Origin of the sequence: Streptomyces sp. 1222.5, assembly GCF_900105245.1 — a bacterium.
Classification (GTDB): domain Bacteria; phylum Actinomycetota; class Actinomycetes; order Streptomycetales; family Streptomycetaceae; genus Streptomyces; species Streptomyces albidocamelliae.
This window is the reverse complement of sequence record NZ_FNSZ01000001.1, coordinates 4,370,991-4,390,736: the sequence shown is the minus strand read 5'-3', so window position 1 is coordinate 4,390,736 and position 19,746 is coordinate 4,370,991. Positions and strand designations below refer to the sequence as shown.

Annotated in this window: 15 protein-coding genes; 8 read left to right on the top strand and 7 right to left on the bottom strand. The window is 72.7% G+C overall.

What is annotated here, in order from left to right; all coding sequences use genetic code 11:
* Together BLW57_RS19640 and BLW57_RS19635 are read left to right on the top strand one after the other, a co-directional pair.
* Nucleotides 1-675, top strand: coding sequence for a GntR family transcriptional regulator (locus BLW57_RS19640; protein WP_093476182.1), 675 nt, complete (start codon nt 1-3; stop codon nt 673-675).
* On the top strand, nt 672-1,970 hold the full coding sequence (locus tag BLW57_RS19635; protein WP_093476181.1) for an MFS transporter: 1,299 nt from the start codon (nt 672-674) through the stop codon (nt 1,968-1,970). Before BLW57_RS19640 ends, BLW57_RS19635 begins: the two co-directional genes overlap by 4 nt.
* 22 nt (nt 1,971-1,992) lie before the next feature.
* Here the strand turns inward: BLW57_RS19635 and BLW57_RS19630 are convergent, their stop codons facing one another.
* Nucleotides 1,993-2,745: an SAM-dependent methyltransferase gene (locus tag BLW57_RS19630; protein WP_093476179.1), complete on the bottom strand. Its 753-nt coding sequence runs from the start codon at nt 2,743-2,745 to the stop codon at nt 1,993-1,995.
* Between the two features lie 161 nt (nt 2,746-2,906).
* Nucleotides 2,907-3,731 carry a maleylpyruvate isomerase family mycothiol-dependent enzyme gene (locus BLW57_RS19625; protein WP_093476178.1) on the bottom strand — a complete coding sequence of 275 codons (825 nt, stop codon included), beginning with the start codon at nt 3,729-3,731 and terminating at the stop codon, nt 2,907-2,909.
* Between the two features lie 219 nt (nt 3,732-3,950).
* Between BLW57_RS19625 and BLW57_RS19620 the strand changes: the two genes are divergently transcribed.
* Nucleotides 3,951-4,751 carry a carbon-nitrogen family hydrolase gene (locus tag BLW57_RS19620; protein WP_093476176.1) on the top strand — a complete coding sequence of 267 codons (801 nt, stop codon included), beginning with the start codon at nt 3,951-3,953 and terminating at the stop codon, nt 4,749-4,751.
* 834 nt (nt 4,752-5,585) lie between these two features.
* Here BLW57_RS19620 and BLW57_RS19615 read toward each other — a convergent pair.
* The gene (locus BLW57_RS19615) at nt 5,586-6,083 is read right to left on the bottom strand and encodes an LURP-one-related/scramblase family protein (RefSeq protein ID WP_093476175.1); all 498 of its coding nucleotides are present in this window, start codon (nt 6,081-6,083) and stop codon (nt 5,586-5,588) included.
* Nucleotides 6,084-6,205: 122 nt separating this feature from the next.
* Between BLW57_RS19615 and BLW57_RS19610 the strand changes: the two genes are divergently transcribed.
* On the top strand, nt 6,206-8,014 hold the full coding sequence (locus BLW57_RS19610; RefSeq protein WP_093476173.1) for an NHL domain-containing thioredoxin family protein: 1,809 nt from the start codon (nt 6,206-6,208) through the stop codon (nt 8,012-8,014).
* 215 nt (nt 8,015-8,229) lie between these two features.
* Nucleotides 8,230-10,248 carry a DUF11 domain-containing protein gene (locus BLW57_RS19605; RefSeq protein ID WP_093476172.1) on the top strand — a complete coding sequence of 673 codons (2,019 nt, stop codon included), beginning with the start codon at nt 8,230-8,232 and terminating at the stop codon, nt 10,246-10,248.
* A gap of 54 nt (nt 10,249-10,302) precedes the next feature.
* Here BLW57_RS19605 and BLW57_RS19600 read toward each other — a convergent pair whose 3' ends face one another.
* The 3 genes from BLW57_RS19600 to BLW57_RS19590 form a co-directional block, all read right to left on the bottom strand.
* Nucleotides 10,303-10,569: a DUF6458 family protein gene (locus tag BLW57_RS19600; protein ID WP_073887509.1), complete on the bottom strand. Its 267-nt coding sequence runs from the start codon at nt 10,567-10,569 to the stop codon at nt 10,303-10,305.
* 134 nt (nt 10,570-10,703) lie between these two features.
* A complete protein-coding gene (locus tag BLW57_RS19595; protein ID WP_093476170.1) occupies nt 10,704-12,002 on the bottom strand; it encodes a M18 family aminopeptidase in 1,299 nt (432 codons plus the stop codon).
* Nucleotides 12,003-12,175: 173 nt separating this feature from the next.
* Nucleotides 12,176-14,002: an acyl-CoA dehydrogenase gene (locus BLW57_RS19590; protein ID WP_093476169.1), complete on the bottom strand. Its 1,827-nt coding sequence runs from the start codon at nt 14,000-14,002 to the stop codon at nt 12,176-12,178.
* Between the two features lie 264 nt (nt 14,003-14,266).
* Here BLW57_RS19590 and BLW57_RS19585 point away from each other — a divergent pair, with 264 nt between their 5' ends.
* The 3 genes from BLW57_RS19585 (at nt 14,267) to BLW57_RS19575 (ending at nt 17,165) form a co-directional block, all read left to right on the top strand.
* Entirely contained in the window at nt 14,267-14,755 is a 489-nt protein-coding gene (locus BLW57_RS19585) for an SseB family protein (RefSeq protein ID WP_073887538.1), read from the top strand.
* Nucleotides 14,756-14,869: 114 nt separating this feature from the next.
* The gene (locus BLW57_RS19580) at nt 14,870-15,847 is read left to right on the top strand and encodes a pirin family protein (RefSeq protein WP_093476167.1); all 978 of its coding nucleotides are present in this window, start codon (nt 14,870-14,872) and stop codon (nt 15,845-15,847) included.
* Between the two features lie 172 nt (nt 15,848-16,019).
* The gene (locus tag BLW57_RS19575; RefSeq protein ID WP_093476166.1) at nt 16,020-17,165 is read left to right on the top strand and encodes an AI-2E family transporter; all 1,146 of its coding nucleotides are present in this window, start codon (nt 16,020-16,022) and stop codon (nt 17,163-17,165) included.
* Between the two features lie 251 nt (nt 17,166-17,416).
* On the opposite strand, the gene BLW57_RS19570 is transcribed toward BLW57_RS19575, so the two are convergent.
* Nucleotides 17,417-19,603, bottom strand: a complete 2,187-nt coding sequence (locus tag BLW57_RS19570) for a SpoIIE family protein phosphatase (RefSeq protein WP_093476164.1) — start codon at nt 19,601-19,603, stop codon at nt 17,417-17,419.
* Between the last annotated feature and the right edge of the window lie 143 nt (nt 19,604-19,746).

The following is a 19,746-nucleotide window of genomic DNA, read 5'->3' as shown; positions in this document are numbered from 1 at the left end:
ATGAACACGGCCGTCCAACAGACCGCCCCCCAGTCCCTCAAACAGCCACCCGCCGCCGACCGCGTCTACACCCACGTCAAGCAGGGCGTCCTCGACCGCCGTTACGAAGGCGGCACCCTCCTCACCGAGGGCGAGCTCGCCGAGGCCGTCGGCGTCTCGCGCACCCCCGTCCGGGAAGCCCTGCTGCGCCTGGAGGTGGAGGGCCTGATCCGGCTCTACCCGAAGAAGGGCGCCCTGGTGCTGCCCGTCTCCGCGCAGGAGATCGCCGACGTGGTGGAGACCCGGCTGCTGGTGGAGGAGCACGCGGCCCGCAAGGCCGTACCCGCCCCGCCGGTCCTGCTGGAGCGACTGACGGAGCTGCTGGAGCAGCAGAAGACGCAGGCGGCCGCCGGTGACTTCGCCGCCGCTGCTGTCACCGACCGCTGCTTCCACGCCGAGATCGTGCGCAGCGGTGGCAACGAGATCCTCTCCCGGCTGTACGACCAGCTTCGCGACCGCCAGCTGCGGATGGGCGTCGCCGTCATGCACTCGCATCCCGACCGGATCGCCAAGACGCTCGCCGAGCACGAGGAGATCCTCGAGGCGCTGCGCGCCGGGGACGCGGAGGCGGCCGTCGGCGTCGTGCACCGGCACGTGGGCTGGTTCTCGCACCTCGCACGAGGTGAGGTCCGATGACGAACGCCACCCTTCCGGGTGATCCGCCGGGCGGCCGCCGGGCGGTCGCCGTGTGGTCCATAGGCGTGGCCGTCTACTTCGTGGCCGTCATCTTCCGCACCTCGCTGGGCGTGGCGGGACTGGACGCCGCCGACCGCTTCCACGTCAACGCCTCCGCGCTGTCGACCTTCTCCATCCTCCAGCTGATGGTCTACGCCGGCATGCAGATACCCGTGGGCCTGCTGGTCGACCGCCTCGGCACCAAGCGGGTGCTGAGCATCGGCGCCGTGCTGTTCACGGCCGGGCAGCTGGGCTTCGCCTTCTCCCCGTCCTACGGCACCGCGCTCGCCTCCCGCGCGCTGCTGGGCTGTGGTGACGCGATGACCTTCATCAGCGTGCTGCGGCTCGGCACCCGCTGGTTCCCGGCCCGCCGCGGGCCCCTGGTCGCACAGCTCGCCGGCCTGGTCGGCATGGCGGGCAACCTGGTCTCCACCCTGGTCCTCGCCCGGCTGCTGCACGGCATCGGCTGGACCCCGGCGTTCGCGGGCAGCGCGCTCGCCGGGGTGATCGTCCTGGTCCTGACCCTGCTCTTCCTCAGGGACCACCCGGAGGGGCACGAGCCCGAGCCCTTCCCGCACCAGGGCGCCGCCTACGTCCGCCGGCAGATCGCCGCGTCCTGGCGCGAGCCCGGCACCCGGCTCGGTCTGTGGGTGCACTTCACCACGCAGTTCCCGGCGATGGTGTTCCTGCTGCTGTGGGGCCTGCCGTTCCTCGTGCAGGCGCAGGGCCTCAGCCGGGCCACGGCCGGTGAACTGCTCACCCTGGTCGTCCTGTCCAACATGGTGATCGGCCTGGTCTACGGCCAGATCGTCGCCCGGCACCACGCGGCGCGGCTGCCGCTCGCGCTCTGCACGGTGGGGGCGACCGCGCTGGTGTGGGCGGCGACGCTGGCGTACCCCGGCGACCACGCGCCGATGTGGCTGCTGCTGGTCCTCTGCACGGTGCTCGGCGCCTGCGGGCCCGCCTCGATGCTGGGCTTCGACTTCGCCCGGCCCGCCAACCCTCCCGAGCGACAGGGCACCGCGTCCGGCATCACCAACATGGGTGGCTTCGTCGCCTCCATGACGACGCTGTTCGCGATCGGCGTCCTGCTGGACGCCACCGGCGACGACTACACCGTGGCCTTCTCCGCGGTCTTCGTGCTGCAGGCACTGGGCATGACCCAGATCCTCCGGCTGCGGGGCCGGGCGGCCCGCCGGGAACGGGAGCGGCTGGTGGCGAGCCGGATCGAGACGGTGCACGTCCCCGCCGCCTGAACCGGACGCCCCCGCGCGGGCGTCAGCGCACGACCGGGACGAGGGTGAGGTAGGCGAGGCCGAGGACACCGCGGTAGTGCATCCACTGTCCGCGGTGGCGGTCCAGGCGCTCCCGGGTCTCGGCGGCCAGCGGATGGTCCGGGTGGGCGGCGAGCCAGACCTCCGTGTCCGCCTGGTACGCCGACTCGAACTCCTCCCACTCCTCGGTCCCGGCCGTCTCGGTCCACTCCGGCCGGAAACCGGCCTCGACGGCCAGGTCGAGGACGGCCGCGAGGTCGTGGTGGTCGTCGGCGCGCGCTCCCGGCCACATGCCGGACAGCTCGGTCGCGGTGGGCGGGCGCTGCCAGAACCCCTCGCCGAGCAGCACGCGCCCGCCGTCGGTCACCAGCCGGCGCAGCTCGCGCAGCGCCTCCGCCGTGCCCGGCTCGGCCGTGCTCAACGCCTGGCCCGAGCCGACGCACAGCACCACGTCGGCGGGCCCGCGACGGGTGCCCAGCGCGGATTCCTCGACGAACTCCGCCCGGTCCGCGAGCCCGCGCGCCTCGGCGTTCCGCCGCGCCCGCTCCAGGTCGGCGCCGTTGATGTCGACACCGGTGCCCTTCGCGTCCGGTACGGCGTCCAGCACACGGAGCAGCAGCTCCGCCCAGCCGCAGCCGATGTCCAGTACGGTCCGGGGCCGGTTCGCCGCGAGCCGCTGGACGATTCCGGCCGCGCGGGCCTCGGACAGCGGGCTGTGGAAGGTGAGGCGGCCCAGACGGGGCGGCGTGTCGGTCATGCCGGGACGCTAGACGATCTTCGTAACTGCGCACCACCGGTTTCCGGCCGGCCGGGAGGCGGGAGCAGCCCGATGGGGCCCGCCGCCTGCGGCCAGCTGCGCCGTGCGACCGCGGGAACCACCACGGCGCTCCGCCGTTCCGGCGCGGGCGCCCGCCCTGCCTACGGCGTCACCGCGAAGTGGCGCAGGATCGCCGCCGCCAGGTCCGGGTCGCCCTCCGTCTTCACCCGGTCCGCGGCCGACTCCGGGGAGATCCGGCCGCAGGCGAGGCGGACGTACGTCTCCCAGTCGAGGGTGAGGGTGACCGCGGGGCCGAGCGCCGGGGCGGTCTCCAGGGTGCCGCGGCCCTGGATGTCGACGCGGACGGTGCGCAGGAACTCCACCGGGCCGTGCACGTCGATCACGACGGCCGAACTGCGGGGTGCCTCGGCGTTCCTGGCGACCACCTTGGGCAGCGCTTCCAGCAGCATGTCCCGTGCGACGTGGGCGCCCGGCGAGTCGAGGCCGCCGGGCCGGCCGAGGGCGGCGCGCAGGTCCTGCTCGTGCACCCACACGTCGAAGGCCCGCATGCGGTAGGCCTGTTCGAGGGTGACCTCCGTGCCCAGCGGGCCGCGCACCGTGGTGCCGGGGTCCCGGGACTCGTTGCGCAGCTGGCGGTTGCGGCGGATGACCGTGTACTCCAGCTCGGCCGTCATCTCCGGCGCCGTGTGATGGCGGCGGACGTCGACCTGTATCTCCGTGTAGCGCTGGTGCTCGGTCGTGACGTGGAAGAGGTCACGGGGCAGGGAGTGGATGGGGCGGGGGTCGCCGAGCATCTCGCAGTCCATGCCGATCACATGGGACACGATGTCCCGCACCGACCAGCCGGGGCAGGGGGTGCGCCGGTTCCACTCTCCGTCCGGGAGCGACTGCACCATCTCGGATATCGCGTCGATGGAGTGGGTCCAGGCGTCGGCGTAGGGCTGGAGGGTGGGATGCAGGCTCACGGAAACGGGACCCCTCGGCGTTTGGTACACGGGCAGGTTGTGGCGGCGTTGCCAGTGGGCGGTGGCTGCTCGCGGCGGTGTTCTGGGACTCCCCCGGGTTCTCGGCCGTGCTCGAACCCGAGGGGACCCCAAGTTACGCTGCTGTGAGGCACCCCGGCAGTGCTTTCGTGTGACGATCGTAGGCCTGTTGGACGACTCCAATGCCAGGACGGTGGTAGTGTGCGCGCCTCGCTGATCCAGATCGCCGTGGACGAGGACGAATCGGCCGAGGCCCGGCGGCAGCGTGCCGCCGCGCTCGTGCGCGAGCAGGCCGGTGCCGACCTCGTGGTTCTGCCCGAACTGTGGACCACCGGCGCCTTCGCCTACGAGGAGTTCGGCCGGGAGGCCGAGCCGCTCGAGGGACCGACGTACGACGTCATGGCCAAGGCGGCGAGCGACGCGGGCGTGTGGCTGCACGCCGGGTCCATTCCCGAGCGGGATCCCGAGGGCCCCCTCTACAACACGTCCCTCGTCTTCTCTCCCGCCGGTGAACTGGCCGCGGCCTACCGCAAGATCCACCGCTTCGGCTTCGACAAGGGCGAGGCCGTGCTGATGGGTGCGGGGCGGGACCTGGTGACGGTCCGGCTGCCCGGGACCACGCTCGGCGTGGCCACCTGCTACGACCTCCGTTTCCCCGAACTCTTCCGCGGACTGGCCGACGCCGGCGCCGAGGTGCTGGTGATCCCGGCGGGCTGGCCCGAGCGGCGGCGCGCGCACTGGACGCTGCTGGCTCAGGCGCGGGCGGTGGAGAACCAGGCGTTCGTGCTCGCCTGTGGAACGGCCGGGACGCATGCGGGAGTTCCGCAGGCGGGTCACTCGATCGTGGTGGATCCCTGGGGCGAGGTGCTCGCGGAGGCGGGACCGGGCGAGGAGGTCCTCACGGTGGAGTTCGACCCGGCGAAGGTGGCGGCCACCCGTGAGCAGTTTCCGGCCCTGAAGGACCGGGTCCTCGGCCTGGCACCGCCCCACCACCGAGGCTAGCCACGGCCGCGCGGCCGCCCTTGGCCCGGGCCGACGCGACTCCGTGCACCGGGCGTCCCGAGCGGCCGAGGCCGGCGGGGCCGGCCCCGCCGCGGGGGACCGGTCTTTCGACGTCGCCTCCGCTGGTGGGGTCGGCTCTCCCGAGTGACCCTCGCCGGGGCACGCCGGCTTTCCGGACCGCTTCTGTCGGCGGGGACCTGGCTCCCCGCGTCGCCCTCGTCGGTGGTGGGGGCCGGTCGTGCAGAGCGGCTTGCGGTGGCGGGAGTCTGCCTTTCGCAGCCGCCTCCGTCGGCGGGCGTCGGCCTTCCCGAGCGGCCCTGTCGGGCGTCGGCCTTCCGAGTCACCTCGGCCAGTGGGGGCGTCGGCCTTCCGAGTCACCTCGGCCAGCGGGGGCCGGGCTTCCCGCATTGCCCTCGCTTTCGTCGGCGGGGCCGGTCGTGCGTTGCGGCTTCCGGCGACGGGGACCGGTTTCCGAAGCCGCCCCGTCAGCGGGCGCCGGGCTGACCGCGCCGCGATCGTCGGCTTGGACCGGCGTCCGAAGCCGCCTCCGTCGCCGGGCGTCGGCCTCTCCCGGCCGCCTTCTCCGGCGGGGGTCGGCCTCTCCCGGCCGCCTCCTCCGGCGGGCAGCGGTGTGTGCCGCTCGCCGGGCCTGCGCTGCTCAGGGCCTTCCGCGCTCCAGGCCCCACGCCACTCCCGACGCAGAGCCCACGCCACTCCCGACGCAGAGCCCACGGCAGCCCCTGCCCGCCCAGAAGCGCCGCTCTCGCGTTCCGTGGCCGGTGGGCGGCTCCCGGGCCGGGCCCACGGGTAGTCCCCAGCCCCGCCCGGTCGTGTTCAGTCCTGTTCCTCGCCCTCCTTCTCCGCCAGGTGGATCACGCACACCGCCACGGCGATGAGCAGAGCCGGGTCGGCGTCCTCCCGTACCACGTCCACGCCGTAGGTGTCCCGGAGGGAGAGCCAGCGCCGGGAGATCACCGCGAGGAGTTCGCCCTCGTACTCGACGGCGAACTCGCGGTCCAGGATCTTGCCGCTGACGTCCAGCTCGGTGCCGTCCACCAGGGAGACCCGGTAGTGGTTGCGCAGCAGCGACAGCCGCTTGCGCTTGATCCTGGCCAGCCCTTCGCCGTCCCGTTCGATCACCATGGTGTCGCGCAGGGCGAACATCTTCTGGTGGATGTCGATCAGGACCCGCCCCTGGGTGTCCTTCAGCTCGAAGGTGTCCCGCAGCCGCATCGCCTTGCCGTCGACGAGGAACACCTTCCGGCCGTGCTCGTCCTCGATCCACCAGTCGTCGCCGATGCCGAGGATGCGGTCGCGTACGAGAAATCTCATGCGGTAACCGTTCCCCGACGGCGCGTGATCGTCACGGGCCCGGAAGAAGTGGGGGGAGATATCCGGGAGCGGCCACCCGCCGGGCGGAAATAGCGCAGGTCGGTGCCGTGGTTGGGTGAAGCATGGCGAAGCGCGTACGTGTCCGTGCCCCCGAGCCGACCGGTAAGGGCGGCTGGATCAACACCGGTGGGAAGGATTTGAGGCTCGCCGACTTCCGGGGGCGCGTATTGATCCTGGACTTCTGGACCTTCTGCTGCATCAACTGCCTGCACGTCCTCGACGAGCTCAGGGAGTTGGAGGAGAGGCACCGGGACACGGTGGTGGTCGTCGGGGTGCACTCGCCGAAGTTCGTGCACGAGGCCGAGCACCAGGCGGTCGTGGACGCCGTCGAGCGCTACGGCGTGGAGCACCCGGTGCTGGACGATCCCGAGCTCGCCACGTGGAAGCAGTACGCGGTCCGGGCCTGGCCGACGCTCGTCGTGATCGATCCCGAGGGGTACGTCGTCGCCCAGCACGCGGGCGAGGGGCACGTGCACGCCATCGAGCGGCTGGTCGAGGAGCTGGAGGCCGAGTACGAGGCGAAGGGCACCCTGCGCCGCGGTGACGGCCCGTACGTGCCGCCGGAGCCGGGGCCGACGGCCCTGCGCTTCCCGGGCAAGGCGCTACTCCTGCCGTCCGGGCACCTCCTCGTCAGCGACAGCACACGGCACCAGTTGGTGGAGCTGGCGGAGGACGCCGAGACCGTCGTGCGGCGCATCGGCTCCGGTGCGCGCGGCTTCGCCGACGGCGGTCCGGGCGAGGCCTCCTTCAACGAGCCGCAGGGCCTCGCGCTCCTCGACGACGGCGCGGTCGTCGTCGCCGACACCGTCAACCACGCCCTGCGCCGGCTCGACCTCGCCACGGGTGCCGTGACCACCCTGGCCGGCACCGGCCGGCAGTGGTGGCGGGGTGCGGCGACCTCCGGCCCGGCCCGCGGGACGGACCTGTCGTCGCCGTGGGACGTGGCCGTGTTCGGCGGCAAGGTGTGGATCGCCATGGCGGGCGTGCACCAGCTGTGGACGTACGACCCGGAGGCCGGGACGGTCGCCGTGGCGGCCGGCACCACCAACGAGGGCCTGGTCGACGGACCGGGCGCCGAGGCCTGGTTCGCGCAGCCCTCCGGTCTCGCGGCCACCGCCGACCGGCTGTGGGTCGCCGACTCCGAGACCTCCGCGCTGCGCTGGGTGGACCGGGACGGGCACGTGCGTACGGCGGTCGGCACCGGCCTGTTCGACTTCGGGCACCGGGACGGCCCGGCGGGCGAGGCGCTGCTGCAGCATCCGCTGGGCGTCACCGCCCTGCCGGACGGCTCGGTCGCCGTCGCCGACACCTACAACCACGCCCTGCGCCGCTACGACCCGGCCACCGGTGAGGTCACCACGCTCGCCACCGATCTGCGCGAGCCCAGCGACGCCGTCCTCGTCGGCACGGACATCGTGGTGGTCGAGTCGGCCCGGCACCGGCTCACCCGGCTGCGGCTGCCCGAGGAGGCGGTCGGGGTCGACGCGGTCGCCCACCGCACGCGGCGTGCCGCGACCGAGGTCGCCCCGGGCGCGCTCCGCCTCGACGTGATCTTCGAGGCGCCCGCGGGCCAGAGGCTGGACACCCGCCACGGTCCCTCGACCCGGCTGCTGGTCTCCTCGACCCCGCCCGAGCTGCTGCTCAAGGGCGAGGGGGCGGACACGGACCTCTCCCGCGAGCTGGAGCTGAACCCGGCCGTCGCGGAGGGCGTCCTGCACGTCTCGGCCATGGCGGCGAGCTGCGACGACGACTCCGCCGCCGCACACCCCGCGTGCCACGTCCACCAGCAGGACTGGGGCGTCCCGATCCGCCTCGCCGAGGGTGCGGCGCACCGGCTGCCCCTGGTGCTGGCGGGGATGGACGCGGGCTAGGGCCGGCCTGTCGCTTGTTTCAGGCCGGCCTGGCTCACGGTGCCTCGTCGGCCGACCCGAGCGCCCTGCGACCGGACGACAGGTCCCGGCGGCCCGGTCCGGGAGCCGGCCGTGCGAGGGCCGGCTCACCCGCCGGGATGGATCTCCGCGTCCGATGGGCGCAACCCGGCTCGTGGCGGCCGGACCCGTGTGCGAGTGCCGGAACGCTGTTTCGCATGCTCACCCCTCATGTGCGATCGGCGTGGCGCCGGTTCCGCGAGAAGCGCCGCCGGTCTCTCACCGCGCGGTCCGCGACCGTGGCCGGCAGCGTGCTGGCACTCCTGCTCACCCTGCCCGGTACCGCGGTCGCGGCGCCGGGGGACCTGGACCCCTCGTTCAGCGGTGACGGCAGGGTCCTCACCGATCTCGGCGGCCTCGACCAGGCCAACGACGTGGCGTTGCAGTCCGACGGCAGGATCGTCTCCGTCGGTTCGCACGACGGCGACTTCGCGCTGACGCGGCACCTTCCCGACGGCACGCCGGACACCGGTTTCGGCGGCGACGGGACGGTGACCACCCCGCTGGGTCCCGAAGGGCTGGACGACCAGGCGCGCGGCGTGGCCGTGCAACCCGACGGCAAGATCGTCGTGGTCGGGAGCGCCTGGCGGGACTACGAGGACTGCTGCTGGTTCGTGGTGGCCCGCTACAACCCGGACGGCAGTCCGGACAGGAGCTTCGACGGCGACGGCTTCGTGTTCACCGATTTCGGCCGCCCCGAGGAGGCCATGGACGTCGCGGTGCGGCCCGACGGCAGGATCGTCGCCGCGGGCTATGTCGGTGGCCGTGCCGCCGTGGCGCGGTACAACCCGGACGGCAGCCTGGACAGGAGCTTCGACGGCGACGGCATGGCGACCACCGCTCTGTCACCCTCCCTGGAGGAGGGCGGCGACCTACGGGCCCTGGCACTGCAACCGGACGGAAAGATCGTCGTCGGGGGCGAGGTGGGGACGACCCGCTTCGACTTCGTCGTGATCCGGTACAACGCCGACGGCAGTCTCGACACCGGTTTCGGCGGCGACGGCATCGAACGCACCGACTTCGGTGCCTACGAGTCCGTGGAGGGTCTGGCGGTCCAGCCCGACGGCAGGATCGTCGCGGCGGGCCACAGCGACGACAGGCTGGCGATGGCCCGGTACAACACGAACGGCACCCTGGACACGGGATTCGACGGGGACGGCAGGGTCCTCACGACCGGCGCCTTCGCCGAGGACGTGGTCGTGCAGCCGGGCGACGGGAGGATCGTCACCGCGGGCGGCCGGTCCGGCGGAGGGTTCGCCGTGCTGCGGTACAACCCCGACGGCAGCCTGGACGGCGGCTTCGGGTCCGGAGGCCGGGCGACCACGGGCTTCGGCGGGAGCGACGTGGCGCACGGGGTGGCGCTCCAGTCCGACGGCAGGATCGTGGCCGCCGGACAGGGCGGCCAGAACACCGACTTCGCCCTGGCCCGCTTCCTGGGCGGGGCCGGCACCCCGCCGCCTCCGGCCGGCGCGAACCTCTCCGTCACCACGACGGGCCCGTCCTCGGTCGATCTGGGGGACCGGGCCACGTACACCGTGCGCGTGACCAACTCCGCCGCGTCCCCGGGGTCCGCTTCCGGCGTCACACTCGGCGACGCGCTGTCGGGAGTGCAGGCGACCGTGGTGTCGGCCACCACCGGCCAGGGCGGTTGCACCCTCACCTCGGCCACCGGTGCCACCTGCTCGCTGGGTTCGCTCGCCCCGGGCGCGAGTGCCACGGTGACGGTGGTCGCCGAGCCGCGGACGACCGGCACGCTCAGGAACGCCGCCACGGTGACCGCCACGCAGACCGACCCGGCACCGGCGGACAACACGGCCGCGGCGACCACGGGCGTGGGCAACGCCCGTGGCTGCACGATCGTCGGCACCAGCGGGTCCGACACCCTCACCGGCACGGGTGGCAACGACGTGATCTGTGCCCTGGGCGGTAACGACGTCGTCCGCGCGGGCGGCGGCCGGGACACCGTCCACGGCGACTTCGGCGACGACTACGCCGACGGCGGCCTCGGCGACGACACGCTGTACGGCGGTCCGGGCAACGACACCCTGACCGGCTCGTCCGGCAACGACCGTCTGATCACCACGGACGGGGTGGCCCGCAACGACACGGCGGACGGCGGTACGGGTTTCGACTCCTGCACCACCGACTCCGGTGACACCCGTGTCAGTTGTCCCTGACCGTGCCTCTCACCCGCGGGTGGGATGTCACCCGCGGGTGGACGGCGGCGGGAGTCATACGCCGTACCCGTCGCGGTAGCCCTCGGTGTACCCGTCGGCGCGGCGGTGGTGCAGGGGTTCCTCCTCCACCACCGGCGTCGTCGGGGGCACGACCACCCTGCGGCGCCGGGCGATTCCGCTGAACGTGGCGACGCCGATCAGGCCGACGGCCATCAGGATCACTCCGACGATGGTGAGGTTGACGCCGTGCATCTGCCAGTCGGTCGCGAACGTGAGGATGGCCCCCACGGCGATGAGGATGATGCATCCTCCGAGCCCCATGAGAAGTCGCCTCCCCTTTTCGGTTCCGGAATCTCCGGTGGCAACCGGGTACCCGGCGCGGCTTGGGGCATGCCCACGACGGACGGTGACGAGAACTCAGGCGTACGAGGGGGCCCGGAGGCGCGGGCCGGCGGTCAGCCCTCCAGGAACGCGGTCAGGGCGTTCGCCAGGAGGAACGGGTCGTCGGCGCCGCAGAGTTCGCGGACACTGTGCATGGAGAGGATCGCCACACCGATGTCGACCGTGCGGATCCCGTGCCGGGCCGCGGTGATGGGTCCGATGGTGGTGCCGCACGGCATGGAGTTGTTGGAGACGAAGGACTGGAACGGGACGTCGGCCCGTTCGCAGGCGGCGGCGAACACCGCGCGGCCCGAACCGTCCGTGGCATAGCGGTTGTTGACGTTGACCTTGAGGATGGGGCCGCCGTTGACCCGCGGGTGGTGCGTCGGGTCGTGCCGCTCGGCGTAGTTGGGGTGGACGGCGTGCCCCGTGTCGGAGGACAGGCAGACCGTGCCGGCGAAGGCGCGCGCCCGGTCCTCGTACGACCCGCCGCGCGCGAACACCGAGCGCTCCAGGGCCGTGCCCAGCAGCGGGCCGTCCGCGCCGGTGTCGGACTGGGAGCCGTTCTCCTCGTGGTCGAAGGCGGCCAGCACGGGGATGCGGGTGAGCTCGGCCCCGGAGGTCGCGGCGGCCACCAGGGCGGCGACGCCGGCGTGCACGGACAGCAGGTTGTCCATGCGCGGGCCGGCCACCAGCTCCCGGTCGCGGCCCAGGTAGGCGGGCGGCTCCACCGGGTACGTCATCAGGTCCCAGCCGGTCACCGAGCCCGCCTCCAGCCCGGCCTCCTGCTCCAGGAAGGCGATCAGGTCGCCGTCCAGGACGTCGCCGCCGAGGCCCCAGACCGGCTGGAGATGCCGCTGCTTGTCGAGCTTGAGCCCGTCGGTGCCGACCGTGCGGTCCAGGTGGATGGCGAGCTGGGGGACCCGCAGGAGCGGCCGGTCGACGTCGACCAGGACGGTGGAGCCGTCGCGCAGGGTGAGCCGGCCGGCCAGGCCGAGGTCCCGGTCCAGCCATGAGTTCAGCAGCGGGCCGCCGTAGATCTCCACGGCCACCTGACGCCAGCCGTGCGCCCCGCTGTCCGGGCGCGGCTTGATCCGCAGGTTCGGGGAGTCGGTGTGCGCGCCGATGATGTGGAAGGGGGTGTGCGGTGCGGCGCCCTCGGGCACGAACCAGGCCACGATCGCGCCGCCGCGCAGCAGGTACTTGCCGCCGCTCGTCCCGTCCCAGGCGTCCGTCTCGGCGACCTGACGGAAGCCCGCCTTCTCCAGCCGCTCGGCGGTGTTCGCCACGGCGTGGTACGGCGAGGGGCTTGCCGCCAGGAAGGACATCAGGTCGTCGGTGTGGCCGCGGTCGAAGCGGGCTGGTGCGCTCATGGGTTCACCTTAACGACGTGCACGGGCCCGCTCCCGGGAATGGGGAGCGGGCCCGTGCGGGGTATCGACGGGGTCGTCCGGAACGTCGGTAACGCGGTCCCGGCCGGTCGGGAGCGGGTCCCGACCGGTCCGGAAGGCGGCCTCGCCGGCCGGTGGACGCGGCCTCGCCGGGTCTAGAACGCGGCCTCGTCCAGCTCCATGAGGTCCAGCTCGACACCGGCGGCGATCTTGCGGGCGAGGGTGACGCCCGGCAGGACGTTCGCCGCGAAGAACTTCGCCGCGGCGATCTTGCCGGTGTAGAACGCCTTGTCCTTCGCCGAGGCGGTGGCGAGCTTCTCGGCGGCGATCGCGGCGCCCTTGAGCAGCAGGTAGCCGACGACGACGTCACCGGAGGCCATGAGCAGGCGGGTGGTGTTCAGGCCCACCTTGTAGATGTTCTTGGTGTCCTGCTCGGTGGCGGCGAGGTCGGTCAGCATGAGGCCGACGATCGCCTCCAGCTCCACGGCCGCCTTGGCGAGGTGCTCGCGGGCGCCGGACAGGTCCTCGCCGCCGGTGCCGAGCGCCAGGAACTTCTTGATGTCCTCGGCGAGGGAGTTCAGCGCGGCGCCCTGGTTGCGGACGATCTTCCGGAAGAAGAAGTCCTGGCCCTGGATCGCCGTGGTGCCCTCGTACAGGGTGTCGATCTTGGAGTCCCGGATGTACTGCTCGATCGGGTACTCCTGGAGGAAGCCGGAGCCGCCGAAGGTCTGCAGCGACTGGGCGAGCTGCTCGTAGCCCTTCTCGGAGCCGTAGCCCTTGACGATGGGCAGGAGCAGGTCGTTCAGCGCCTCCTCGGCCGAGGCGTCCTCGCCGTTCGCCTCCTTGAGCTGGATGGCGTCCTGGACGGAGGCGGTGTGGAGCACGAGGGCGCGCATGCCCTCCGCGTACGCCTTCTGCGTCATCAGCGAGCGGCGCACGTCGGGGTGGTGCGTGATGGTGACCTTGGGCGCCGTCTTGTCCATGAAGTTGGCCAGGTCCGGGCCCTGGACGCGCTCCTTGGCGTACTCCAGCGCGTTGAGGTAGCCGGTGGAGAGCGTGGAGATCGCCTTCGTGCCGACCATCATGCGGGCGAACTCGATGATGCGGAACATCTGGCGGATGCCGTCGTGCTTGTCGCCGATCAGCCAGCCCTTGGCGGGGTGCTTGTCGCCGAAGGTCATCTCGCACGTGTTGGAGGCCTTGAGGCCCATCTTGTGCTCGACGTTGGTGGCGTAGACGCCGTTGCGCTCGCCCAGCTCGCCGGTCTCGAAGTCGAAGAGGTACTTCGGGACGAGGAAGAGGGACAGGCCCTTGGTGCCGGGGCCGGCGCCCTCGGGGCGGGCGAGGACGTAGTGGAGGATGTTCTCCTCCATGTCGTGCTCACCGGAGGTGATGAAGCGCTTCACGCCCTCGATGTGCCAGGAGCCGTCCTCCTGCTGGATCGCCTTGGTGCGGCCGGCGCCCACGTCGGAGCCCGCGTCGGGCTCGGTGAGCACCATCGTGGAGCCCCACTGCTTGTCCACGGCGACCTTGGCGATGTGCTTCTGGACCTCGTTGCCCTCCTCGAAGAGGATGCCGGCGAACGCGGGGCCCGAGGAGTACATCCAGACGGCCGGGTTGGCGCCCAGGATCAGCTCGGCGTAGGCCCAGATCAGTGAGCGGGGCGAGGTGGTGCCGCCGATCTCCTCGGGCAGGCCGAGCCGCCAGTACTCCGAGTCCATGAAGGCCTTGTAGCTCTTCTTGAAGGACGCCGGGACCGGCGCGGTGTTGGTCTCCGGGTCGAAGACCGGCGGGTTGCGGTCGGCGTCGGCGAAGGACTCGGCCAGCTCGTTCTCGGAGAGGCGGGTCAGCTCCTCCAGGACGCTCTTTGCGGTCTCGACGTCCATCTCCTCGAACGGGCCGGTGCCGTACACCTTGTCGCGCCCCAGTACTTCGAAGAGGTTGAACTCGATGTCGCGGAGATTCGACTTGTAGTGCCCCATGGCGACTGCTCCGTTGAGGGATCGGCGAGGCACTGACTCCTCGCATCTGGTTCACGTACCAACAAGTAGCTACGATGATGCTACCCGTCGGTAATAAGAAGCAACCCCTGCCCTGCCAAGTGTGAGAAGGGTCTACTCCACCCTCCTCATGTGCAGCCCTTCCGGCCGCTCCGGTATCCCGGCGGAAGGCGGGTGACCGGCCGGTTTTCTTCGGTGGGGGGAAGGGGGCGGCCGGCGCAGCCCGCGCTCGGTACTCTTGCGCGCATGTACGGATACGGCCAGCCCATGGACGGTGGCGCCGCGCAGCAGGGGTACGTGCCGCCGCAGCAGCAGATGCCGGGCGGTGTCGGGGGGTACGGCCAGCAGCCGCCGCTCTATCCCGAGCCGTCCCCGCCCTCGCTCGCGGACGCGGTGCGCGCCTTCACCACGGGCTCGATGGCCGCCGAGGACTTCCAGCAGATCTTCGCCACGTCGAAGGTGTACTGCCCCCGCGGTGACACCCCCGGCTTCCTGGCCCTGCACAACACCCAGCAGCCGGTGATCCCGATGTTCACCTCCCTCAAGGAGCTGCGGCGATACGCGGGCAAGGAGTCCAAGTACTTCGTCATCACCGGCGCCGAGGTGATCGATCTGCTGCCCACCGGCTACGGGTTCGTTCTGGACATGGAGGGCGAGCACCGGATGGTGTTCGACGCCAAGGCGGTCGAGCAGATGGTCGAATTCGCCATGCGCCGCATGTACGGCGGTGTCTGAACCGAGAAGACCCCCATGGCGGGCCCGGAGGGAATTCCCTCCGGGCCCGTTCTGTTGGGGGTGACAAGAAGTTCAACGCTCAACTAAAGTGGGCGTACCAAGGAGGTACCCACCATGCCTGCAGTGACCGTCGAGAACCCGTTGACGCTGCCCCGCGTGACCGCTCCCGCCGACGCCGTGGCACGCCCCGTGCTCACCGTCACGACCGCTCCGAGCGGTTTCGAGGGTGAGGGCTTCCCGGTGCGCCGCGCGTTCGCCGGGATCAACTACCGCCACCTCGACCCGTTCATCATGATGGACCAGATGGGCGAGGTGGAGTACGCGCCGGGCGAGCCCAAGGGCACCCCCTGGCACCCGCACCGCGGCTTCGAGACCGTCACCTACATCATCGACGGCATCTTCGACCACCAGGACTCGCAGGGTGGTGGCGGCACCATCACCAACGGCGACACCCAGTGGATGACCGCCGGCTCGGGCCTGCTGCACATCGAGGCCCCGCCGGAGGCCCTCGTCGTGTCCGGCGGCCTCTTCCACGGCCTCCAGCTGTGGGTGAACCTCCCGGCCAAGGACAAGATGATGGCCCCGCGCTACCAGGACATCCGCGGCCGCAACGTCCAGCTGCTCACCTCGCCCGACGGTGGCGCGCTGCTCCGCGTCATCGCCGGCGAGCTGGACGGCCACGAGGGCCCGGGCGTCACGCACACGCCGATCACGATGATCCACGCGACCCTGGCGCCGGGTGCCGAGATCACCCTGCCCTGGCGCGAGGACTTCAACGGCCTGGCGTACGTCATGGCGGGCCGCGGCAGCGTCGGCGCCGAGCGCCGGCCGATCCACCTGGGCCAGACCGCCGTCTTCGGCGCGGGCTCCTCGCTGACCGTCCGCGCGGACGAGAAGCAGGACTCCCACACGCCGGACCTGGAGGTCGTGCTGCTGGGCGGACAGCCGATCCGCGAGCCGATGGCCCACTACGGCCCGTTCGTCATGAACACCAAGGACGAGCTGATGCAAGCCTTCGAGGACTTCCAGAAGGGCCGTCTGGGCACGGTCCCCGCCGTGCACGGCATGACGGAGAGCGGCCCGCAGGCCTGACGGAAGCACCCCCCCCGGGCCCGGCACTGAGCGGCCCTCGGGCCCGGGGGACGGTGGCCGCGCGGGTTTGACGGAAACCCGCGCGGCCACCCGCACGTGCGGCGCCGCGAGCGCTCACCCGCCCGGCCCCGCGCGGCAGGACAGCCACCGGCGACCATGATCCGCTGGGGGTGTGTCGCTGCTGCCCGACCCCGTTCGCCGGTTCGCCGCCTGGTGCGCCGTGCTGCTGCTCGCCGCCGGGGTGGGCTGGGTGGGGGTACGGCTGTGCGGCGAGTTCCGTACGGCCGTCACGCCGGTGCTGCTCGCGCTGCTCGGCACCGCGCTGCTGAGGCCGCTGTACCGGCGGCTCGTGCGGACCGGGGTGCAGCGGTCGCTGGCGGCCGGGCTCACGTGCGTCGCGGTCGTCGCCGTCGTCGGCGGTGCCGTGTACATCGTCGTCGCCGCGCTCATCGACAGCGGCGACCAGATCCTCGTCTCGCTCCGGCTCGCCGCCAAGTCGGTCGCCCGGCACTTCGGCGCCGCCGGCACCGGGCTCGACGATCTCGCCGCCAATTCGCGCGAGCTGCTGGGCAAGTTCGGCGGGACGGCCGCTTCCGGCGTCATCAGCGGGGTCAGCGTGGTCGGCGAGAGCATGGCCACGGCGGTGCTCGCGCTGCTGCTCGTCTTCTTCTTCCTGCGTGACGCCGACCGGGCTCTGAACGCCCTGCGCTCCGTGGTGCCCGGCGGCGCCTCCGGCACCGTCGAGGCCATGGCCCGGCGGGCCTTCCGCGCGGTCGAGGGGTTCATGCGCGGGACCACGCTCATCGCCCTCATCGACGCTGTCTGCATCACCGTGGGCCTGCTGATCCTCCAGGTGCCCGGCGCGGTGGGGCTCGGCGCGCTCGTCTTCGTCGGCGCCTACATCCCCTACCTCGGCGCCTTCATCTCCGGCGCGGTGGCCGTGCTGGTCGCCCTGGCCGACCGGGGATTCGTCATCGCGCTGTGGGCGCTCGGGGTGGTGGTGGCGGTGCAGGCGCTGGAGGGGCACGTGCTCCAGCCGGTCATCCAGAGCCGGACCGTGCAGATGCACCCGGCGGTGGTGCTGCTGGCCATCACCGCCGGTGCCTCCGTCGCGGGCATCCTCGGCATGCTGCTCTCGGTCCCGCTGACCGCCGCGGCCTTCTCGGTCGCCCAGGAGCTGAGGGACCGCTACGGCGGCCGGGGCCCGCAGGGCACGGCTGCCTCCGGCGAGGACCGTCCGGCCGAACCCTCCGGCACCCCGTCGGCCCCGCCCACCGGTCCGTCCCCGAGCACCCCGCCGGACCGGCCGGCCTCCTAGATCCACCGGCCCCGGGCGGCCCCCCGGTGGCCGGCTCCGGCACCGGCCCGCTCCGGGCCGGCCCGCCCGGGCTCCTTCCGCCCGGCCGGAATCGCCGTCGTCCCACCCGCGCGGCCGGCCCGCGCGACCTCGGTGACCGGCGTGGCCCGTCCGACCGGTCGGACCCCGCCTCCCGCGGGGCGCGAGAGCCTAGCCGGACCCGGCCTGTCCAGCCGGTTCCCAAGGCCAGGCCCCTACGGGGCTTCGTCGTCCTACTCGTCCGCCCGGGCGGGGGCCGCGGATTCGACCGGAACGACCGGTGCGGCGGAGCCCTCGTCCCCCGTCCCGGCCGATTCGTAGAGCTCGAACCAGATGCTCTTGCCCCGGCCCCGGGGGGCGACTCCCCAGGTGTCGGCGAGAAGCTCGATCAGCATCAGGCCGCGGCCCGAGGAGGCCAGTTCGCCGGGGCGGCGCCGGTGGGGGAGGTCGTCCCCCGCGTCGGTGACCTCCACCCGCAGCCGCCGGCCGTCCGCACCGGCCACCTCGGCGAGCAGCAGCGCGTCGGCGTCGGTGTGGACGAGGACGTTCGTGACCATCTCGGAGACCAGCAGGACCGCCGAGTCGACCTGCTCCGCCGAGGCCCAGTCGTGCAGCAGCTCCCGCAGGTGCTGGCGGGCCTCGGCGATCCGTTCGGGTTCGTCCTGCGCCACCGACAGCAGCGTGCGCCGCACCGCGGGCCGCGCCGTCCCGGTGTCGACGCAGTCGTGACCCTCCCCGGCCCGGCACAGCAGCACCAGGGCGATGTCGTCCTCGCGGCGGTCCGCCAGCGGCCCGGTGGTGTGGTGCGACGACGGCCCGTGCACCGCCTGCACGAGTGCGTCGGCCAGCGTCTCCGCGTCGCCGTCGTGGTCCTCCAGGACCGCTCGGAGCCGCCGCCAGCCGCTCGCCATGTCGTGGCCGCCGGTCTCGATCAGGCCGTCGGTGCAGAGCATCATCGTCTCGCCGGGTTCCAGCGCGAAACGGGTCGTCGGGTAGTCCGCGTCCGGATCGATGCCCAGCGGCAGCCCGCCCGCCGTCGGCCGCATCATCACCGTGCCGTCGGCCATCCGGATCGCCGGGTCCGGGTGCCCGGCGCGGGCGATCTCCAGCATTCCGGTCGCCGGGTCGGCCTCCACGTACACGCAGGTCGCGAAGCGGAGGTCGGCCAGGTTCTCGTCCCGGGAGTCGTGCGTGATGCCGTGCAGGAAACGGGAGGCGCGGGAGAGGACGGCGTCCGGACGGTGCCCCTCCGAGGCGTACGCGCGCAGGGCGATCCGCAGCTGGCCCATCAGCCCCGCCGCCCGTACGTCGTGCCCCTGCACATCCCCGATGACCAGCGCGAAACGGCCCGAGGGCAGCGGGATCATGTCGTACCAGTCGCCGCCGACCTGCAGTCCGCCGCCGGTCGGGATGTAGCGGGCGGCCACTCGCATCCCCGGGATCTCCGGGCCCAGCGACGGCAGCATGGAGCGCTGCAGGCCCTCGGTCAGCTCCCGCTCGGACTCCGCGGCGCCGGCCCGGGACAGCGCCTGCGCGAGCATCCGCGCCACCGTCGTCAGTACGGCGCGCTCGTCCGGGGTGAAGGCCACCGGATAGGTGAACGCCGCCATCCAGGCGCCCATCGTGCGTCCGGCCACCGTCAGCGGCAGGAACGCCCAGGAGTGGCGGCCGAAGCGCTCGACGTAGGGCCAGATCGCCGGGTAGCGGCTCTCGTACTGCTCCGGCGAGGCCACGTACACCGCGCGTCCGGAGCGCACCACCTCCGCCGCCGGGTAGTCCGCGGCGAGCGGCATGTCGGAGAAGGGCCGGATGTCGCCCGGCTGATGCCCGTGGTGACCGATGATCGTCAGCCGGTCGCCCTCCACCCCGAACACCACGAGCCCGTCCGGGGAGAACCCCGGCATCGACAGGGCGCCCGCCACCCGCAGCACCTCCGCCGTGGAGCGCGCCTCCGCCAGCGCCCGGCCGGCGTCCAGCAGGAACGCCTCCCGCGAGCGCCGCCAGTCCCCGGTGACCGCGCTGCGCCCCGCCGCCGTGCCGGGGGTCGGCTCGGTCACCTCCTGGAGGGTGCCGATGAGCTCGTACGCCCGCCGTTCGGGGTCGAAGGACGGCTTGGAGCGGCTGCGGACGACCCGCAGGACGTTCCCCCGCGGGTCCATGATCCGGATGCGCACCTCGGCGAGGGTGCCCTCGGCCGCCGCGAGCTGGACCACGCCGGTGATCTCGTTCCAGTCGACCGGGTGCAGCCGGGCCCGGGTCTGGGCCTCGGTGAGGGTGGCGGACTCGGGGGGCAGGCCGAGCAGCCGCGCCGCCTCCGCGTCCACGCTGACCAGGCCGGTGGCGGTGTCCCAGTGCCACAGACCGGTCGCGAGGGCGGCGAGGACGTCGCCCACGGACGGCAGGGGCTCGCCAGTGCGCATTGACCCACTTTAAGAAGATCCGATCGATAGCTGCCACCGTGGGCCGCCGATGCCCGCCGCCGATGCCCGCCGCCGGGGGCCGCCACCGGCCCCGGTACCGCGGACCCGTGGGCCGTAATGGTGGGGAGCCGATCTTGGGGTGC